Source organism: Micromonospora sp. NBC_01405 (assembly GCF_045040155.1).
Lineage (GTDB): Bacteria > Actinomycetota > Actinomycetes > Mycobacteriales > Micromonosporaceae > Micromonospora.
Window position 1 is genome coordinate 245,240 of the sequence record NZ_CP109532.1, and the last position, 17,633, is coordinate 262,872.

18 protein-coding genes are annotated in these 17,633 nt (G+C 72.7%); 8 read left to right on the forward strand and 10 right to left on the reverse strand.

The features are described from left to right. The first annotated feature begins 75 nt into the window (after positions 1-75). A complete protein-coding gene (locus OG559_RS01175) occupies positions 76-387 on the forward strand; it encodes an antibiotic biosynthesis monooxygenase family protein (protein ID WP_405111234.1) in 312 nt (103 codons plus the stop codon). Between the two features lie 72 nt (positions 388-459). On the opposite strand, the gene OG559_RS01180 is transcribed toward OG559_RS01175, so the two are convergent. From OG559_RS01180 to OG559_RS01190, 3 genes are read right to left on the reverse strand one after another with little or no spacing between them, the layout of a single operon-like run. Next, entirely contained in the window at positions 460-1,017 is a 558-nt protein-coding gene (locus tag OG559_RS01180) for a hypothetical protein (RefSeq protein ID WP_405111236.1), read from the reverse strand. Positions 1,018-1,073: 56 nt separating this feature from the next. Continuing rightward, complete coding sequence (locus OG559_RS01185; protein WP_405111238.1) at positions 1,074-1,751, reverse strand: class F sortase; 678 nt, start codon at positions 1,749-1,751, stop codon at positions 1,074-1,076. 8 nt (positions 1,752-1,759) lie between these two features. Beyond that, positions 1,760-2,440 carry a hypothetical protein gene (locus OG559_RS01190; protein WP_405111240.1) on the reverse strand — a complete coding sequence of 227 codons (681 nt, stop codon included), beginning with the start codon at positions 2,438-2,440 and terminating at the stop codon, positions 1,760-1,762. Between the two features lie 128 nt (positions 2,441-2,568). On the opposite strand from OG559_RS01190, the gene trmB reads away from it, so the two are divergent. The 5 genes from trmB (at position 2,569) to OG559_RS01215 (ending at position 7,570) form a co-directional block, all read left to right on the forward strand. After that, a complete protein-coding gene (gene trmB / locus OG559_RS01195) occupies positions 2,569-3,282 on the forward strand; it encodes a tRNA (guanosine(46)-N7)-methyltransferase TrmB (RefSeq protein WP_405111242.1) in 714 nt (237 codons plus the stop codon). 148 nt (positions 3,283-3,430) lie between these two features. Next, positions 3,431-5,944, forward strand: a complete 2,514-nt coding sequence (locus OG559_RS01200; protein WP_405111245.1) for a DEAD/DEAH box helicase — start codon at positions 3,431-3,433, stop codon at positions 5,942-5,944. A 154-nt stretch (positions 5,945-6,098) separates the two neighbouring features. Continuing rightward, positions 6,099-6,440, forward strand: coding sequence for a metalloregulator ArsR/SmtB family transcription factor (locus OG559_RS01205; RefSeq protein WP_128376371.1), 342 nt, complete (start codon positions 6,099-6,101; stop codon positions 6,438-6,440). A gap of 3 nt (positions 6,441-6,443) precedes the next feature. Further along, positions 6,444-6,950: an SRPBCC family protein gene (locus OG559_RS01210; protein ID WP_405111248.1), complete on the forward strand. Its 507-nt coding sequence runs from the start codon at positions 6,444-6,446 to the stop codon at positions 6,948-6,950. After that, on the forward strand, positions 6,950-7,570 hold the full coding sequence (locus OG559_RS01215) for a dihydrofolate reductase family protein (protein ID WP_405111250.1): 621 nt from the start codon (positions 6,950-6,952) through the stop codon (positions 7,568-7,570). Before OG559_RS01210 ends, OG559_RS01215 begins: the two co-directional genes overlap by 1 nt. 170 nt (positions 7,571-7,740) lie before the next feature. Here OG559_RS01215 and OG559_RS01220 read toward each other — a convergent pair whose 3' ends face one another. Both OG559_RS01220 and OG559_RS01225 read right to left on the reverse strand, forming a co-directional pair. Next, complete coding sequence (locus OG559_RS01220; protein ID WP_405111253.1) at positions 7,741-8,370, reverse strand: DinB family protein; 630 nt, start codon at positions 8,368-8,370, stop codon at positions 7,741-7,743. 49 nt (positions 8,371-8,419) lie between these two features. Then, the gene (locus OG559_RS01225) at positions 8,420-9,076 is read right to left on the reverse strand and encodes an HAD family hydrolase (protein ID WP_405111256.1); all 657 of its coding nucleotides are present in this window, start codon (positions 9,074-9,076) and stop codon (positions 8,420-8,422) included. A 275-nt stretch (positions 9,077-9,351) separates the two neighbouring features. Here OG559_RS01225 and OG559_RS01230 point away from each other — a divergent pair, with 275 nt between their 5' ends. After that, positions 9,352-9,999 carry a hypothetical protein gene (locus OG559_RS01230; RefSeq protein ID WP_405111259.1) on the forward strand — a complete coding sequence of 216 codons (648 nt, stop codon included), beginning with the start codon at positions 9,352-9,354 and terminating at the stop codon, positions 9,997-9,999. 225 nt (positions 10,000-10,224) lie between these two features. Continuing rightward, the gene (locus OG559_RS01235; protein WP_405111262.1) at positions 10,225-11,124 is read left to right on the forward strand and encodes an endonuclease domain-containing protein; all 900 of its coding nucleotides are present in this window, start codon (positions 10,225-10,227) and stop codon (positions 11,122-11,124) included. Positions 11,125-11,347: 223 nt separating this feature from the next. Here the strand turns inward: OG559_RS01235 and OG559_RS01240 are convergent, their stop codons facing one another. The 5 genes from OG559_RS01240 to OG559_RS01260 form a co-directional block, all read right to left on the reverse strand. After that, positions 11,348-12,289 carry an ABC transporter substrate-binding protein gene (locus tag OG559_RS01240; protein WP_405111265.1) on the reverse strand — a complete coding sequence of 314 codons (942 nt, stop codon included), beginning with the start codon at positions 12,287-12,289 and terminating at the stop codon, positions 11,348-11,350. 11 nt (positions 12,290-12,300) lie between these two features. Beyond that, positions 12,301-13,152, reverse strand: coding sequence for an ABC transporter ATP-binding protein (locus tag OG559_RS01245; RefSeq protein WP_405111268.1), 852 nt, complete (start codon positions 13,150-13,152; stop codon positions 12,301-12,303). Between the two features lie 176 nt (positions 13,153-13,328). Continuing rightward, the gene (locus tag OG559_RS01250; protein WP_405111271.1) at positions 13,329-14,393 is read right to left on the reverse strand and encodes a FecCD family ABC transporter permease; all 1,065 of its coding nucleotides are present in this window, start codon (positions 14,391-14,393) and stop codon (positions 13,329-13,331) included. Further along, complete coding sequence (locus tag OG559_RS01255; RefSeq protein ID WP_405111274.1) at positions 14,390-15,436, reverse strand: FecCD family ABC transporter permease; 1,047 nt, start codon at positions 15,434-15,436, stop codon at positions 14,390-14,392. Before OG559_RS01255 ends, OG559_RS01250 begins: the two co-directional genes overlap by 4 nt. 53 nt (positions 15,437-15,489) lie before the next feature. Continuing rightward, complete coding sequence (locus tag OG559_RS01260; RefSeq protein WP_405111277.1) at positions 15,490-17,550, reverse strand: multicopper oxidase family protein; 2,061 nt, start codon at positions 17,548-17,550, stop codon at positions 15,490-15,492. Positions 17,551-17,633: the final 83 nt, after the last annotated feature.

Below are 17,633 nucleotides of genomic sequence, written 5' to 3' on the forward strand. Positions count from 1 at the left end.
GCCCGGGCGGTGCCGGGTGCGGCGGCGGGCGGCACGGTGCGGGCGGGCGGGCGCGGTGGTGGTTAGGGTGGGGCCATGGCTGTCGTAAAGATCAACGCGATCGACGTACCCGAGGGCGCGGGCGAGGAGCTGGAGCGGCGCTTCGCGGCGCGGGCCGGCGCGGTGGAGAACTCCCCCGGCTTCCTGGGCTTCGAACTGCTGCGCCCGGTCGCCGGCGAGAAGCGGTACTTCGTGTACACGCGCTGGGAGACGGAAGAGGCGTACCAGGCGTGGGCCGCCGGGCCGTCGCGAGCCGCGCACGCCGACGGCGAGCAGCGCCGCCCGGTCGCCTCCGGCGCGAGCCTGCTGGAGTTCGAGGTGGTGCAGCAGGTCCCGGGCCGACCCTGACCGGCGGCGAGGCGACCATTCCGGCCGGGCTCGGGCCCACGGGAGCGGCCCGAGGCCGGTCCGGCGCCCGGATCAGGAACCGGTTGCCCCCGGGTCGGCGTGGACCGTGTAACGCGCGTCCTGCGTGTAGTCGGTGCCGGTGACCTCGCGGATCACCGCCCAGAGGAAGTCCTCGTCGGGCCCCCACACGGGCAGGCTCACCTCGCCCTCGACGGGCAGCGGCGCACCGCTCTCGGCCACCGGGGCACCGTCGGCAAAGAAGACGTGCCGCGCCAACGACCCGTGGTCGTAGAGCCAGAAGGCGTAGCTGCTGCTCACGCTGGCGAAGAGGACGGCGAGGACCCGGGTGTTCGCGAGAGCGCCCCGGGTCGACAGGTCGTCGACCTCGAACGCGATCAGCGAGTTGGGGTCCCACACCTGGCACCACTGGTCGCGCTCGGCGGTGTACAGGCGGTCGCCCGGGAAGGACGCCGTGGCCCCGTCCGCCTGGACGCTGTCGCCGGTCGGCTCGGTCGCGTACCTCGACGGGAGTGCGGCGAGCACCTCGGCGGCCGGGAGCTTGTGCACGAAGAGCGCGGCGGTGTTCCAACCCATCGTCGTATCGTGCCCGCCGCGGTTGATCTTGTCCATCCGCACAGCCCCGCCACCAGGCGTGGGCGCGTGGCGGTTGTCAGGGGCGGCGGGTGTCAGGGACGGCGGGTGTCGACCAGCGAGGCGAAGGCGACCACGTTGTCGGCGTAACCGGTCCGCCCGCCGACCCACTGACCACCGCAGGTGATCAGCCGCAGTCCCGGCGGCCCGTCGTCGCCGTACACCCGGTCGGCGGGCAGGGCGTCCTTGCCGAAATGCTCGACCGAGTCCACCGCGAAGACCGCCACGTCTCCGTCGGCGCGGGTCACCTCGATCCGGTCGCCGATCTTCAGCTTGCCCAGGTCGTAGAAGACCGCCGGGCCGTTCTTCGTGTCCACGTGCCCGACGATCACCGCCCGGCCCGGCTCACCCGGGGTCGGGCCACGGTCGTACCAGCCGGTCTCGTCCGCGTTCGCCAGCGGCGGCACGTCGACCGACCCGTCGGGCGCCTGCCCGACCGCCGCCACGGGCGCGGAGACCCTGATCGCCGGCACGGCCAGGGACACCGGTCGGCTGTCCGCCAGGCCGGGTGCGGCGGCGGCGGCGGTGGGCCGGCCGGCGGTTCCGGCGACCCAGTCGAGCGGCCCGGACACACGGCCCAGCCCCGCGCCGGTGGCGAAGACGCCGACCAGCACCAGAAGCACGGCGACCGGCACCGACCACGGCCGGCGCTCCGCCGGCTGCCCGGCATCGACCGGCGGGGCGGGCGATCGGGGTACGCGTGCGGAGGCCACGGCCGGTCTCAGCTCCCGCCGGCGGCGCGGCGGACGCGGGGCCGGCGCCTGGTGGCCAGGCCGATCGTCACCCCGGCCACGGCCAGCGCCACGCCCCCGGGCAGCAGCAGCCCACCGGTGGCCGCACCGGCGGTGCCGCCGAAGCCAGTGTTCGGGCCCCGACTCGGGTGCTGCGCCGCCGGGTGCGTCGGGTGCGGGGCCGGCTCGCGCGTCGGCCTGTGGGTGGGCGAGGGCGAGGGGGTCCGCTTGACCACCTGGAGCATCGTGGTCGCGGTCTCCCCGCCCCGGCACTCCAGCTTGACCCGGTAGTTGCCCGGCCAGACGCGCTCCCGGACCATCGGGGACGCCGTCAGCAGGCCGCGGTCCGGTCGGGCGGCGACCCGGCCGAAGGCGTCGGAGACCACGATGGCCGGCACCGAGTTGTCGTGGCAGCTCGCCCGGATGCCGACCAGGTAACCGGGCTGCACCGTGCCGGGGCTGACCTCGACGAAGACGAGCCAGCCGGGCTGACCGCCGCCGGGCTGACCGGCCGACGCCTCGGGCGCCGGGGCGACCGCGGGGGCACCGGCGGCCCGCGCGACCCCCGTGAGCGGTCCGGCGACCACGCTGACCGTGGTGATTGCGAGCGGTCCGGCGACCGCGGCGACCGCGACCGCCAGCGCGGCGCCGAGGCGCGTGGCTGACCCCATGACCCCTCCCGGCGCGGTAGCGCGACGCCGGGCACCGGCCGCCCGGCCTGCCGTACGGGACGGGTCCGCCCGTCCCGGTCGTACATCACATCCGGTCCGGCATGGCCGTCGCGTACGCTCGGGTCGCTGTGACCTCCACCGACCCGAACCCCGCCGCGACCGTGCCGCCGCACGCGCCCCGGATCCGCACCTTCCACCCCCGGCGCGGCCGGATGAGCGACCGTCAGGTCGACGACCTGGACCGGCTCTGGCCGGCGTACGGCATGACGATCACCGACGACCTCGCCGCGCCGGTGGACCTGGCGGCGCTGTTCGGCCGCCGGGCCCCCGTGGTGCTGGAGATCGGGTCCGGAATGGGGGACGCCACGGCCGAGATGGCCATCGGCGACCCGGACCGAGACTATCTGGCCGTCGAGGTGCACACGCCCGGAATCGCCAACCTGCTGGGCCTGGTGGAGCGCCACGGCCTGGGCAACGTGCGGGTCGGGCGGGGCGACGCGCTGGACCTGGTCCGGGCGCTGCCGGAGGGCTCGCTGGACGCGGTGCACGTGTTCTTCCCCGACCCGTGGCCGAAGTCGCGACACCACAAGCGGCGGATCATCCAGCCGGCGCACGTGACTCTGCTGCGCTCCCGGCTGGCCCCCGGTGGGACGCTGCACTGCGCCACCGACTGGGCCGAGTACGCCGAGTCGATGCGCGAGACGCTCACCGCCGACCCGGGGCTGGCCGACATGCACGGCGGGTACGCCCCGCGTCCCGCCCACCGGCCGGTCACCAAGTTCGAGCGCCGCGCGCTGACCGCCGGCCGCCCGGTCCTCGACCTGATCCACCGCCGGGCGTGACCGGCAGGCTCCCCCTGCGCGGTTTCCCGCCGGCCCTCTCTGACACCCCTGTCGTCGGACGCGGCCCTGTCGTGACGGCCGGCGCCCGACGGATGAACAGTGGCCCGGTTGGCGCGGGAGGGCCTGCGGCAGGCACGATGGACGGGCTATGACGCTCACCGCCGCGCTGCCGACAAGCGCCGACCCCGACACCCTCTTCGACGCGTTCGCCGGCTGGGCGAAGGAGCGCGGCCTCGACCTCTACTCCCACCAGGAGGAGGCGGTCATCGAGATCGTCTCCGGCGCGAACGTGATCATGAACACGCCGACCGGCTCGGGCAAGAGCCTGGTGGCGATCGCCGCGCACTTCGCCGCCCTGGCCGACAGCCGGACCACCTTCTACACCGCACCGATCAAGGCCCTGGTGTCGGAGAAGTTCTTCGCCCTCTGCGAGGTCTTCGGCGCCGACAACGTCGGCATGCTCACCGGCGACGCCAGCGTCAACGCCGACGCCCCGATCATCTGCTGCACGGCCGAGATCCTGGCCAACCTCGCGCTGCGCGAGGGCGAGCGGGCCGACGTCGGCCAGGTGGTCATGGACGAGTTCCACTTCTACGCCGAGCCGGACCGGGGCTGGGCCTGGCAGGTGCCGATCATCGAGCTGCCCCAGGCGCAGTTCGTGCTGATGTCGGCCACCCTCGGCGACACCACCCGCTTCGTCGACGATCTGACCCGGCGCACCGGCCGGCCGACCGCCGTCGTCCGCTCGGCCGAGCGGCCGGTCCCGCTCATCTTCACGTACGCGATGACGCCGATGCACGAGACCCTCGAGGAGCTGCTGGAGACCAAGCAGGCCCCCGTGTACGTCGTGCACTTCACCCAGGCCGCCGCCCTGGAGCGCGCCCAGGCGCTGATGAGCGTCAACGTCGCCAGCCGGGCCGAGAAGGACATGATCGCCGAGGCGATCGGCCGGTTCCGGTTCACCTCCGGGTTCGGCAAGACCCTGTCGAGGCTGGTCCGGCACGGCATCGGCGTGCACCACGCCGGCATGCTGCCGAAGTACCGCCGCCTCGTCGAGACCCTGGCCCAGGCCGGGCTGCTCAAGGTCATCTGCGGCACCGACACCCTCGGCGTCGGCATCAACGTGCCGATCCGCACCGTGCTGTTCACCGGCCTGAGCAAGTACGACGGCATCCGCACCCGGCTGCTCAAGAACCGCGAGTTCCACCAGATCGCCGGCCGGGCCGGCCGGGCGGGCTTCGACACCATCGGCCGGGTCGTCGTGCAGGCCCCCGAGCACGTCATCGACAACGAGAAGGCCCTCGCCAAGGCCGGCGACGACCCGAAGAAGCGGCGCAAGGTGGTCCGCAAGAAGCCGCCTGAGGGCTCGATCGGCTGGGGTCGGCCCACCTTCGACCGCCTCGTCGAGGCCGAACCGGAGCCGCTGACCTCAAGCTTCCAGGTCAGCCACTCGATGCTGCTCAACGTCATCGGCCGCCCCGGCGACGCGTTCGCCGCGATGCGGCACCTGCTCACCGACAGCCACGAGGAGCCCGCCGCCCAGCGCCGGCACATCCGCCGGGCGATCGCCATCTACCGGGCGCTGCGCGCCGGCGGGGTGGTGGAGGAACTGCCCGAGCCGGACGAGACCGGCCGCCGGGTCCGGCTCACCGTCGACCTCCAGCTCGACTTCGCGCTCAACCAGCCGCTGTCGCCGCTCGCCCTGGCCACCATCGAGCTGCTGGACGCCGAGTCCCCGTCGTACGCCCTCGACGTGCTCTCGGTGATCGAGTCGATCCTCGACGACCCCCGCCAGGTGCTCTCCGCCCAGCAGTTCAAGGCCCGCGGCGAGGCGGTCGCCGCGATGAAGGCCGAGGGCATCGAGTACGAGGCCCGCCTCGAACTGCTCGATGAGGTGACCCACCCGAAGCCCCTCGCGGAGCTGCTGGAGGCCGCGTACGAGATGTACCGGCAGGGGCACCCCTGGGTCGCCGACCACCAGCTCTCCCCCAAGTCGGTCGTCCGTGACATGTACGAGCGGGCGATGACCTTCACCGACTACGTGCAGTTCTACTCCCTGACCCGCTCCGAGGGCCTCGTCCTGCGCTACCTCGCCGACGCGTACAAGACGCTGCGGCAGACCGTGCCCGAGGACGCCAAGACCGAGGAACTGGTCGACCTCATCGAGTGGCTGGGCGAGCTGGTCCGCCAGGTCGACTCCAGCCTCATCGACGAGTGGGAGCGGCTGAAGAACCCGTCCGATGTGGCCGAGGCCGCCGAGGCGTACGCCAACCTGGACGACCGGCCGCCGGCGGTCACCCGCAACACCCGGGCGTTCCGGGTGCTGGTGCGCAACGCGCTGTTCCGCCGGGTCGAGCTGGCGGCCCTGCGCCGCTGGTACGACCTCGGGGAGCTGGACGGCGGGGACGGCTGGAACGCCGACGCGTGGGCCGACGCGCTGGAGCCGTACTTCGAGGCGTACGACTCGATCGGGGTCGGCCCGGACGCCCGCGGCCCGGCGCTGCTGATGATCGAGCAGGGCCGGGAACGGTGGACGGTCCGGCAGATCCTCGACGACCCCGACGAGGACCACGACTGGGGCATCAGCGCCGAGATCGACCTGGCCGCCTCCGACGAGGTGGGCGCCGCCGCCGTCCGGATCACGGACGTCGGCCAGCTCTAGCCGATGTCACAGGAGGGGCAGTCCGGGCGGCCGGACTTTTCGTGCGAACCAGCCTGAGCCGAGTCGGGTGACAAGGGTCACGATCGTCATCTGACAGGACCTGCTTGGCCCCTCCCGACTGGACGCATGCCGTTATGGGTATATGATGGCTGCCATGGCACGAGCAGCGACGACGTCGGACGTTTTCAACGCGATCGCCGAGCCGCAGCGCCGGGAGATCCTGGTGCTGCTGCGGGCGGGTGAGCGGCCGGTGACCGAGTTGGCCCAGGAGCTGGGGATGACCCAGCCGGGGGCGTCCAAACACCTGCGGGTGCTCCGGGAAGTCGGGCTGGTGCGAGACCGCAAGGCAGGCAAGCAGCGCCTGTACGGCCTCGACGCCCGCGGGCTGCGACCGGTCCACGAGTGGGCCGGCGGGTTCGAGCGGTTCTGGAACGAGAGCTTCGACCGGCTGGACGCGTACGTGCAGGACCTGAAGCAGGCAAGGCAGGAGGAGTAGCTGATGAGCAAGATGGAACGAGGAGCGCCGGCGCAGTCCGCGACGGCTGACCGCGAGATCGTGATCTCCCGGGTCGTCGACGCCCCACGGGAGCTGGTGTTCGAGGCGTTCACCGAGGTGCGGCACCTGTCGCGGTGGTGGGGGCCGGAGGGGTTCACCACCACCACGAGGGCCTTCGAGTTCCGCGTCGGCGGGGAGTGGGACTTCGTGATGCACGGGCCGGACGGGACGGACTACCAGGAGTGGATCTCCTGGACCGAGATCGTCCCGCCGGAGGGGATCGCGCTGCTGCACGGTGAGTCCCGCGGCGACCCGAACGCCTTCGAGTCGATCCTCACGTTCGCGCCCGACGGGGTGGCGACCCGGATCGAGATGCGCACGGTGTTCCCCACCAAGGAGCTGCGCGACGAGGCGGCCGAGAAGTACCACGCGATCGAGGGCGGCCAGCAGACCCTGAGCAAGCTGGCTGCCTACGTCACCGAGATCGCTCGAATGGGGGCGGAGGGCTGATGGCCGGGAAGGTGTTCTTCAGCGTGTCGATGTCGCTGGACGGGTTCATCGCGCCCGAGTCCGTCGAGGAATTGATGGGGCGGCAGTGGATGGAACTGCAGCAGTGGGTCTTCCCGCAGCGGTTCTTCCGGGAGAACCTGAAGCTCGGCGAGGGCGGTGAGGAGGGGCGCGACAACGACATCATGCGGGAGACGTTCGAGCGCACCGGCGCGAGCGTGCTGGGCAAGCGCATGTTCGACGCCGGCGAGCAGGCGTGGCCGGAGGAGGCGCCGTTCCACACGCCGGTCTTCGTCGTGACGCACGAGAAGCGTGACCCCTGGGAGCGGTCGGGTGGGACCACCTTCCACTTCGTCAACGACGGCATCGAGTCCGCGCTCGACCAGGCCCGCGAGGCCGCTGGCGACCGCGACGTCCGCATCGCGGGCGGCGGCGCGACGATCCTGGAGTACGTGAACGCCGGCCTGGTCGACGAGTTCTCGATCGCGCTGTCGCCCGTGCTGTTCGGCTCCGGAATCCGCCTGTTCGAGGGCGTGGACGCGGGCCGCGTGGCCCTGGAGCAGGTCCGCGCGGAGCCCTCCCCGAGGGTGACGCACCTGACCTACGCCGTCCGGGAGCGGTAGGCGCACGGCGGACGGCGGACGCGAAGGAACAGCCACGCGGTTGGCACGCAGACGGTTCTCCTGCCGGGATTGACCAGTCCACCTGCTGGGCTGTCTCGCCAACGGGGCCTACAAGGCAAGTCCGGACACTGGTGGACCGAAGCGTCCGGACTTGCTTTGCGGTTTCCCGGTCAGGGTTCGATCGGAGCGGGTCCGTGCGGTCTTCCTGGAGCGTGATCGGGGTTGGTGGCGGCTGCTCTGGCGGCCCGTTCGATCTTCGCGCGCCGAGCTTCCCAGTAGGCCGGGTCGGGCTGCGCGTCCGCGTATTCGGCCGTGAACCCGGTCGAGCCGTCGAGCTGTTCGCGCAGGATATCGGCGTGTCCGGCGTGCCGGCTGGTCTCGGTGAGGACGTGGACCAGGATGTTGAACAGCTTCACGTTGGGGCGTGGCCACCAGGGCACGTGGCCGGGCGAGTCGATCGCCAGGGCGGCGATCGTCGCGTCCGAGTGCTCCCACACGCGACGGTACCGGCCGATGATCTCCTCGCGCGTCTCGTGCTCGGTCGCCCACATGGCCGCGTCGCCCGCGTCGGCGTCGTCCCACCGGGGCATGGGTTCGGGGAACGGCCGGTCGAAGATGTCGCCGAAGTATCTGGCCTCCGTCATCGACAGGTGCTTGACCAGGCCGAGAAGGTTGGTTCCGGTCGAGGTCAGGGGACGGCGGATGTCGTACCCGGAAAGCCCGTCGAGTTTCCACAGCATCACCTTGCGAATGTCTCGCAGATCGCTGTGCAGGCACTCTTTCGCGAAATCGTCGATCATGGATGACGATCCTGCCGTAGTCCGTCAACCTCTCATGGCGGGCATCGTGTCATCCCGCCTGAAGGAGAACTTCGACGGCGTCGGCGACGGTGACGACGGTGTTGTCGGGTCCTGGTTGGTCCTCGGGCCACGACGCCGACTCGCTTTGCAGCCAGATGGTGCGCATTCCAGCGCCGCGTCCCCCTGCGACGTCGAGGATCGGGTCGTCGCCGATCATCCAGCCGCCGCGCGCTGTCGATGTTCCGCAGCGCTGCGCGATGATGTTGAAGATCGCCGGCTCGGGTTTGCGGATGCCGACTTCGTCGGAGATGCACCAGCCGTCGACCAGCGTGTTGAGGCCAGCGCGGTGGATCTTGCCGTGTTGGTTGTCGGTCATGCCGTTGGTGACGATCCCGATCCGCCAGTCGGCGGCGCGCAGCAGGCGTAGCGCTTCGAGGTCCTGTGAGCGGCAGGCAACCAGTTCCGGCATGCGCTGGCGGTATTGCTGCCAGAGTTCATCGGCAGCTTGGTCAAGGCGGAAGGCCTCGCGGACGGCGTGGAAGAAGGGGCCTTTCGTGCCGGAGGTTCGGGCGTCGGTTTCCAGGAGCCAGGTCAAGGCGGCGGCGTCGAGGCGGTGGGTGGTGACGAACTCCTGCGCCCATGCGCGGAAGGCCGCGCTGCGGTTGACGAGGGTGTTGTCCAGATCGAAGAGCGCCAGCCGCTGCATGTCGAGATCGTATGCGGTGGTGGGTGGCCAAGATCAACGTTCCGGTGCGGTGAGAAAGACCCTGCGTTCGCATCCGAGCAGCGGTCGTCCTCCGCGTGGTTCTGGTGGCGAGTCACGGGTCGGCCAGGGTGCGGGGTTGATGGCGGTGTCGAGGTCCGGACTCCACAAGGTTCACGCGGACGCGACACGGACTGCCCTTCCTTTTCACTGGGTGATGTCAGACCCATCGATTAGAATGTGTGTACTAAACCAAGTCCTGACCTGGGAGGACTTCCGTGAACGCGTCCACCTCCAGCACCCTCCCGCCCTACGCCACCCTCCTCGGCTTCACCCGGTACGTCGACCGCACCGGGCCCACCAAGGCAAGCTTCGTCGGGGGCCTGCGCAAGCAGCGGGCGAGCCGGCACGGCTTCAACCCGCACGGCCAGTTCGTCAAGGCGCTCAAGGCCGACGTCGCGTTCCACACCGGCGGCACCCACCTGGCGCAGGTCGCCGACGTGGTCAAGCCGCGCTGGCGCCCGCTCTACGAGGCGCTCGTGCCGGGCGCGACGACCTGGCTGCGCTCCCTCGGCGAGCCGACCGCCGTCGACCTGGCCCAGACCCGCGACGCCCTGGCCATGCTCGGCGACCTCCCCGTCAAGATCAACCCCCACTTCGGCATCCGGTACGCCGAGGACGGCCGCGCCGAGGCCGTCCGCCTGCACTTCGACGAGGCCCCGCCCAGTGAGGAGGCGGCCCTGGCCACCCTGCACCTGATGGCCCGACACATGGACGCCGTCCTCCCCCACGCCACCCCGGTACTGGTGGATGTCCGCCGAGGCGAGGCATACCGAATGCCGAACACCGTCAAGCCCCAACAGGTCGAACAGTGGCTGGCCGGCGAGGCGGCCGCCTTCCGCGCCATCTGGTCCACCGCCGCCTGACACCCACCCCACCCCCACCCCACCCCACCCCCGCCACCCGCCGCCCGCCACCCGCCGCCCGCCGCCCGCGGCGCGCGGCGCAAATTCACGGAATGAGTGGCTATTCCACGTGGAATAGCCACTCATTCCGTGTAAGTGCGCGCCCTTGGGAACCGGGAGGGGCGGGGAGGGGAGGGTTATCCACAGGGGGTTTCGGGAGGGGCGGGGGTGCGGCAGGGTGGGAGGGTGGCTCGCATTCCTCGTCGGCCGGCCGAGCTGGTCGGGCAGGTGTTCTTCGCCCGGGACGCGGTTCGCCGCGGCCTGCTCACGAAGAACGACCTGCGCAGCAGCGCGTGGCGGCAGGTTCTGCACAACGTCTATGCCGATTCCCGTATCGAGATAACGCACCTGACCCGGTGTCGGGCCGCGGCGTCGTGGCTCTTCCCGCCCGGGTGCACCCTGGCGGGCAGGTCGGCCGTCGCCATGCTCGGCGGGCCGACGCCGGGGCCACACGAGCCGGTCGAGGTGCTGGTCGAGCCGGCCTCCCGCTTCGGCCCGCTCACCGGGCTGCTCATCCACGTCTCCGGGTGGCGCGACGGCGACGTTCAGCGGGTCGACGGAATGCCGGTCACCACGGGCATCCGCACCTGCTGGGACCTTGCCTGCTGGCTGGACACCGTCGAGGCGGTGGCGTTGATCGACGCACTGCTGCACCGTCATGCCGTCCACGCCGACGACCTCACCGTGTACCTCGCCCGCCGTCGCAACCAGCGGGGTGCCCGCAGGTTCGCCGAGGCGTTGAGCCTGGTCGACGCGGGCGCGGAGTCTCTGCCCGAGTCGCGGCTGCGGGTGCGACTCGTCCGCGCCGGCCTGCCCCGACCGGTGACCCAACACGTGGTCACTCGCAACGGTCAATTCGTGGCGAGGGTCGACCTCGCCTGGCCGGACCTTAAGGTGGCCGTGGAGTACGACGGCATCTGGCACCACGACCCGGAGCAGTTCCACCGCGACCGGCAACGTCTGAACCACTTGCTCGGCGACGACTGGCTGGTCCTGCACGTGACGAGCAAACGAATGAGAGAAGACTTCGACGGCGTGTTGACGGAGATCCGTTCCGCCCTCCGCTCCCGCCACTCCTCCCATTGACCCCCGATCTCACAGAGGGCCCGCGCTCACAGAGAGCCCGCGCTCTCACAGAGAGCCCGCGCTCTCACAGAGAGCCCGCGCTCTCACAGAGAGCCCGCGCTCTCACAGAGAGCCCGCGCTTACAGAGAAAGAGTGGCTGTTCTCCGCGGAACAGCCACTCTTTCCGGGAATATGCGCGCGCCCCGGGAGGAGGGTGGCGGCGGGGCAGTGCGCGGGGCGGGGGTCAGGAAAGGTACTTCTCGAGGTCGTCGATGATCTTGTTGGCGGCGCCGACGCCGATGCCGGTCATCCAGACCTCGTCGGAGACCGGGTACGCCTTGCCGGCCTTCACCGCGGACAGGCCCTTCCACAACGTGCCGCCGGAGACGGTGCTCTGCTCGGCGGCGGCCTTCTCGCCGTACGCGGTCACGAAGATGACGTCGGCGTCGACCTCGTTGACCCGCTCAGGGCTGACCGCGTCGAAGCGCTTGTCCTCCTTGTTGGCGAGCTGCTGCCGCTCGGGGCGGCCCAGCCCGGTGTCACCGATCACGATGCCGGAGAAGGAAGCCGGGCCGTAGACCCGGATCGCGCCGGGCATGAAGCGCACGATGGAGATCTTCCGCTGGGCGGCGTCGCCGAGCTTCGCGCCGAAGTCCGCAGCGCGCTTCTCGTACGTGGTGAGCAGCTCACGGGCCTGCTCCTCCTTGCCGAGCGCCTTGCCGTCGAGGAGGAGGTTCTCCTTCCAGGTGATGCCCACCTGCTCGGTGAACACCGTCGGGGCGATGGCGGCCAGCTCGTCGTAGAACTTCTCCTGGCGGAACTTGCTGCCCAGGATCAGGTCGGGCTTGAGGGCGTTGATCGCCTCCAGGTCGGGCTCGGTGAGCACCCCGACCGACTTGATCCCGGCCAACTTCTCCTCGCCGAAGTAGGTCGGCCAGCCCTTCGCCTCGCCCGCGGTGGCCGCACCGACCGGTGTGATGCCCAGCGACAGTGTTGTGTCGATCTTGTCTGTGTCGAGGACCACGACCCGCTTCGGGGCGGCCGGGACCTTGGTGGTGCCCATGGCGTGGGTGATCTCCCGGGTGTCCCCGACGGCGGTGTCGGCGACGGGGTCGCTCTCTCCGCAGGCGGTGAGTCCGACGCTGAGGGCGACGGCCGCGGTGAGCACGGCGGCGAGACGACGCATCGATGTTCCTTTCAGAGGGTTCCGCCAGCCGGTGGGCCGGCGGAGGAGGTGACGGAGGAGGCGGCCCGAGCGAGGGCTGCCAGGGAGGGGGTGCTGAGGGCCGGTACGACCAGCGGCGCGCCGGTCACCGGGCAGGGCACGACGACGCAGTCGAGCCCGAAGACGTCGCGGACCAGCTCCACGGTGAGGATCTCCCGGGGCGGGCCGGCGGCCACCACCCGGCCGGAGCGCATGGCGATCAGGTGGTCGGCGTACCGGGCGGCCTGGTTGAGGTCGTGCAGCACGGCGACCACGGTCCGGCCCCGCTCGGCGCGCAGCCGGTGCAGCAGGTCCAGCACCTCCATCTGGTGGGCCAGGTCGAGGAAGGTGGTCGGCTCGTCCAGCAGCAACGCCTGGGTGTCCTGAGCCAGGGTCATCGCGATCCAGACCCGCTGTCGCTGCCCGCCGGAGAGGGTGTCCACCGGCCGGTCGGCGAGGCCGGCCACGTCGGCGAGCTCCAGCGCCTCGTCGACGGCGGCGCTGTCCTGCTCCGACCACTGCCGCCACCACCGCTGGTACGGCTGCCGGCCCCGGCCGACCAGGTCGGCGACCGTGACCCCCTCGGGCACCAGCGGGCTCTGCGGCAGCACGCCGAGACGTTGGGCGACCTCCCGGGTCGGCAGGTCCCGGATCGCGGTGCCGTCGAGCAGCACCGCGCCCCGGCTGGGGGTGAGCAGCCGGGCCATGGTGCGCAGCAGCGTCGACTTGCCGCAGGCGTTCGGGCCGACGACGACCGTGAAGGCGTCGGCGGGCAGCTCGAGGTCGAGGCCGTCCAGGACGGTCCGCTCGTCGTAGCCGACGACCAGGTCGCGGGTGGAGAGCATCGCGGCTCCTCGGGAGGGGGCGACGGAAGGGGACGCGGCCCCGTCGGGGGACGCGGGAACGCCGGCGGACCCGCCGGACGGGTACGCGGGTGGGACGCCGGGTCGGGGGGCGGGGGCGGTGCCGGGCCCGGTGGGCGGTGTCGGCAGGTCTGCGGGAGCGGGGTCGGTCGTGGGCATCAGGACGGCCTCCGGCGTCCGCGCAGCAGCAGGAAGATCAGGTACGGCCCGCCGATCGCGGCGGTCAGCACGCCCGCCGGGAGTTGGGTCGGGGCGAGCAGCCGGCGGCCGGCGAGGTCGGCGAGGACCAGCAGCAGCGCGCCGAGCAGGGCGGAGCAGAGCAGCGGGGGACGCTCGGCCCGGACCAGCCGGCGGGCGAGCTGGGGCGCGACCAGGGAGACGAAGTCGACGGCGCCGACCTGCGCGGTGACCATCGCGGCGGCGAGCACCCCGGTGCCGGCCAGGCCGATCCGGCGGGCGACCGGGCGGACGCCGATCCCGCGTGCGGTGTCGTCGTCCAGGGCGGTGCTGTTCAGTGCCCATCCGGCCCAGAGCAGCACGGGCAGCAGCGCCAGCAGGGTGACCGCGATCCAGGCCGCCTCGGTCCAGCCCTTTCCGGCGAGGGTGCCGACCAGCCAGATCTGGGCGCGCATCCCGTCGATCGGGTCGACGGTCATCAGGACCACCTCGATCAGCGCCCGCAGCGCGAAGGCCACCGCGACCCCGGCGAGGACGAACCGCTGGGCGGCCAGCCCGTGCCGGGCACCGAGGGCGAGCACCAGTGCCGCCGCGGCCAGCCCGCCGAGCAACGCCGCCGGGGCGACCAGGACGGCGGCTGCCCCGCCGGTCAGGGCGATGGTGGCGGCCAGCCCGGCCCCCTGGGTGATGCCGATGACGTCCGGGCTGGCCAGCGGGTTACGGGCCACGCTCTGGATCAGCGTGCCGGCGACGCCGAACGCCGCGCCGGCCACCGCCGCGAGGACGAGTCGGGGCAGCCGCAGGTCGAGCACCACCAGGTCGTACGGGGTGCCGGCGCCGGAGAGGGCGCGCAGCACGTCGGCCGGGGCGACGTACGGGGTGCCGAGGGAGAGGCTGAGTACCCCGGCGGCGGCGAGCAGCCCGGTCAGCGCGGCGGCGACCAGCACCGGCCGGCGGCGTACCGGCACCCGTAGCGGGCCGAGGCGCAGCAGGGTCCGGCCGGGCGGGGCGGATCGGGGGCGGGTCCCGGCGGCGAGGGCGCTCATGCCGTGACCACCCGGGCGCGGCGGACGAGGAAGGCCAGCAGCGGGGCGCCGATCAGCGCGGTGACCACCCCGGCGGGCACCTCGCCGGGCGGGGCGACGAGCCGGCCGACGACGTCGGCGCCGAGCAGCAGGGCGGGTCCGAGCAGGGCGGCGACGGCGAGGGTCCACCGGTGGTCCGCGCCGACCAGGGCCCGGGCCAGGTGCGGCACGGCGAGCCCGACGAACGCGATCGGTCCGGCCGCCGCCACGGCCGCCCCGGTGAGCAGCACCCCGGCCGCGCCGCCGCCGAGGCGGACCAGGCCGATGCGGTGGCCCAGCCCCCGGGCCACGTCGTCGCCGAGGGTGAGCGCGTCCAGGCCCCGGGCGACCAGGACGGCCAGCACGAGCCCGGCGAGGACGAGCGGCAGCACCTGACCGGTGACGCCGACGTCCCGGCCGGTCAGCCCGCCGACCACCCAGAACCGGTACTCCTCGAAGGTGCGGGCGTCTATGCTGAGCAGCGCGTACACGACGGCGCCGAGGCTGGCGTCGAGCGCGGCACCGGTCAGCGCGAGGGTGACCGGCGAGGCGCCCTCGCGGGTCCGGTTGGCGACCGCGAACACGGCCAGGCCGGCCAGGAGCGCCCCGGCGACGCCGAACCAGACGTACCCGGCGAGGCTGCCGACGCCGAAGACGGCGATGGCCAGCACCACGCCGCACGACGCGCCGGCGCTGATGCCGAGAATGCGCGGCTCGGCCAGCGGGTTGCGGGTCAGCGCCTGGAACAGCACCCCGGCGACGGCGAGGGCGAGACCGACGACGATGCCCAGGGTGGTGCGCGGCATCCGCAGCTCCCGGACGATGGTGGTGGCGTCCCCGCCATCGGGGGCGACCAGCGCGTGCCACACGTCGTCGGGCGCGAGCGGCCGGCTGCCGAGGGCGAAGCTGGCGAGCACGGCGAGCGCCAGCACCGCCGCCGCCCCCACGGTGACGGCCACCCGTCGGCCCGACCCGCGGGCGGGCCGGCTGGCGGCCCGGATCGGCCGCGCGGCGACGGTGGTCACGAAACTCCCTCAGCTTAGGCTCGCCTTACCTTAGCTGAGCTGCTCAGACCCGCCTAACCAACGGGTGTCGATCCGGGATCGCGTGCGCCGTGCAGCATTCCCGCGCCCAGGGCCGCGGCCCCGAGGGCCGCCACGCCGGCCAGGCCGAGCCCGGAGGAGCCCTCCGCGCTGATCCCGCCGTCGCCGGTCTGCGCCCCACCGGAGGGCACGACGTCGTACGGCCGCATCATCTCGTTGTCCTCGTGCTCCAGCAGGTGGCAGTGCCAGGCGAAGCGGCCCGGAAGGTCGAACCGGGCCTTGATCCGGGTCACCTCCCCGGGGAGCACGGCCACCGTGTCCAGCCACCCGCGCTCGGCCGGGCTCGGCGGCTGCTGGCCGGTCGGCCCCCGCCCGACCAGCTCGAACTGCACCTGGTGCAGGTGGATCGGGTGGGCGAACGGGGTGAAGTTGTGGAACTCCCAGACCTCCGTGCCGTGCAGCCGGGGCGTTTCGGTGACCGGCGCGTTCCAGCGCAGCGGCACCGCCCGGCCGTCCCGGTCGACGGTGCCCAGCAGCGCGGCCACCGGCCCGGCGCCGGGCGACGTCGACATCGTCTCGTTCAGCGACAGCCGGCGGACCCGTTCAGCCGGGCCGAGCGGTCGCGACGACGGCAGGTCGAGCTGGTCCGGCGGGACGCTGCGGTCCGGGCCGGTCGCCTCGGTGACGACGAGCTTCAGCACCTGGCCGGTGGTGTGCGGGTCGGCGGGCTCGACGTCCGCCCCCGGCCGGCCGGCCAGCCCGTCCGGGCCCTCGTTGACCAGGTACAGCTCGGTTCCCGCCGGCACGTCGGAGAAGTCGACCACCGCGTCGACCCGGGAACCGCCGCCCAGCGGCAGCTTGCCCATTCGCACCGGCGCCGGCAGGAAGCCGCCGTCGCTGCCGATCTGCCAGAACGGCACCGCCGGCCGGGCCGGCCGGGCCGTGGGGTGCGCCGCCACCGACAGCAGCAGGAACCGCGAGTTGCAGCCGTTGAGCAGCCGGAACCGGTAGCGCCGGCGTTCCACCTCCAGCACCGGCCAGGTGCGGCCGTTGACCACGATGGTGTCGGCGAAGAACGCCGGATGCCAGATCGGCGACACGTCCGTCTCCGGCACGTACCGGCCGGGACGGCCGTCGAACTCGGCCCGGCTGGCCGGGTAGCGCAGCGAGCCGTCGGCGGTGAAGCTGCGGTCCTGGATCACCAGCGGGATCTCGTGGTGGCCGCGGGCGGAACCGCCGGCCGGGCCGGTCGCCGCGCCGGGGAGCACCCCGGGCGGCAGGTCAGCGGCGCCGCCGCGCAGCAGGTACAGGCCGATCGGGCCGGCGTACATGGTCAACCGGGTCAGGCCGAGGGCGTGGTCGTGGTACCAGAGGGCGGTGGCGCGCTGGTCGTTGGCGTACTCGACGGTCGCCGCGCCGGGCGACCACCGGGTCCCGCGGTAGTCGGCGTACCGGTCGCCGAACTCGCGGTACGAGCTGCCGTACCGCGCGTACCCGGACGGGAGGTCGCGGCAGTTCGGCAGGTACCAGGCCTCCGGGTGGCCGTCGCTCTCCTGCCGGTTGTGCCCGCCGTGCAGGTGCACGACGAGCGGCACCGGCCCCAGGTAGGGCCCGGGCGTGCGGCGGAAGTGGCCGGCGTGGTCCCGCCCCTCGTCGCCGCCGGCCGGGTTGGCCCAGTGCAGGGTGGGGTCCACCGGGAGCAGGTGCGGAAGGTGCCGGCCGCGCCGGTCGAGGAGCTGGTTGAGCCAGGTGACCCGGACCGGCCGGCCGGCCCGGGCCTCGATGGTGGGGCCCGGGTACCGGAAGCTGCCCGGGTGGGCCGCCGAGCCGAAGCCCCAGACGGTGGTGGGCGGCAGCGACCGGGGCAGGACCTGCTGGCGGAACTGCCGCACCGCGACCGCGTACTCGTCGGCGTCGGGGCCCCCGAGGTCCCGGGGCATGGCCCGGGGAACCGGGAGCGGGGTGACGTACTTCGGGATGTCGCGCGGGTCCAGCGGCGGGGCCGGACGCGGCCCGGCGACGGCCCACCCGGCCGGTGTCAGCGCGACCGCGCCACCCGCCGCCCCCGCGATGAGCAGACCTCTCCTGGAGACCATTCCCCCGCACCTCCCCCGCGTCGTCCTGAGACCGAGGCTAGATGGAATAAATTTCGCTCGAAGGGGCAAAAGCCGCTATCTTC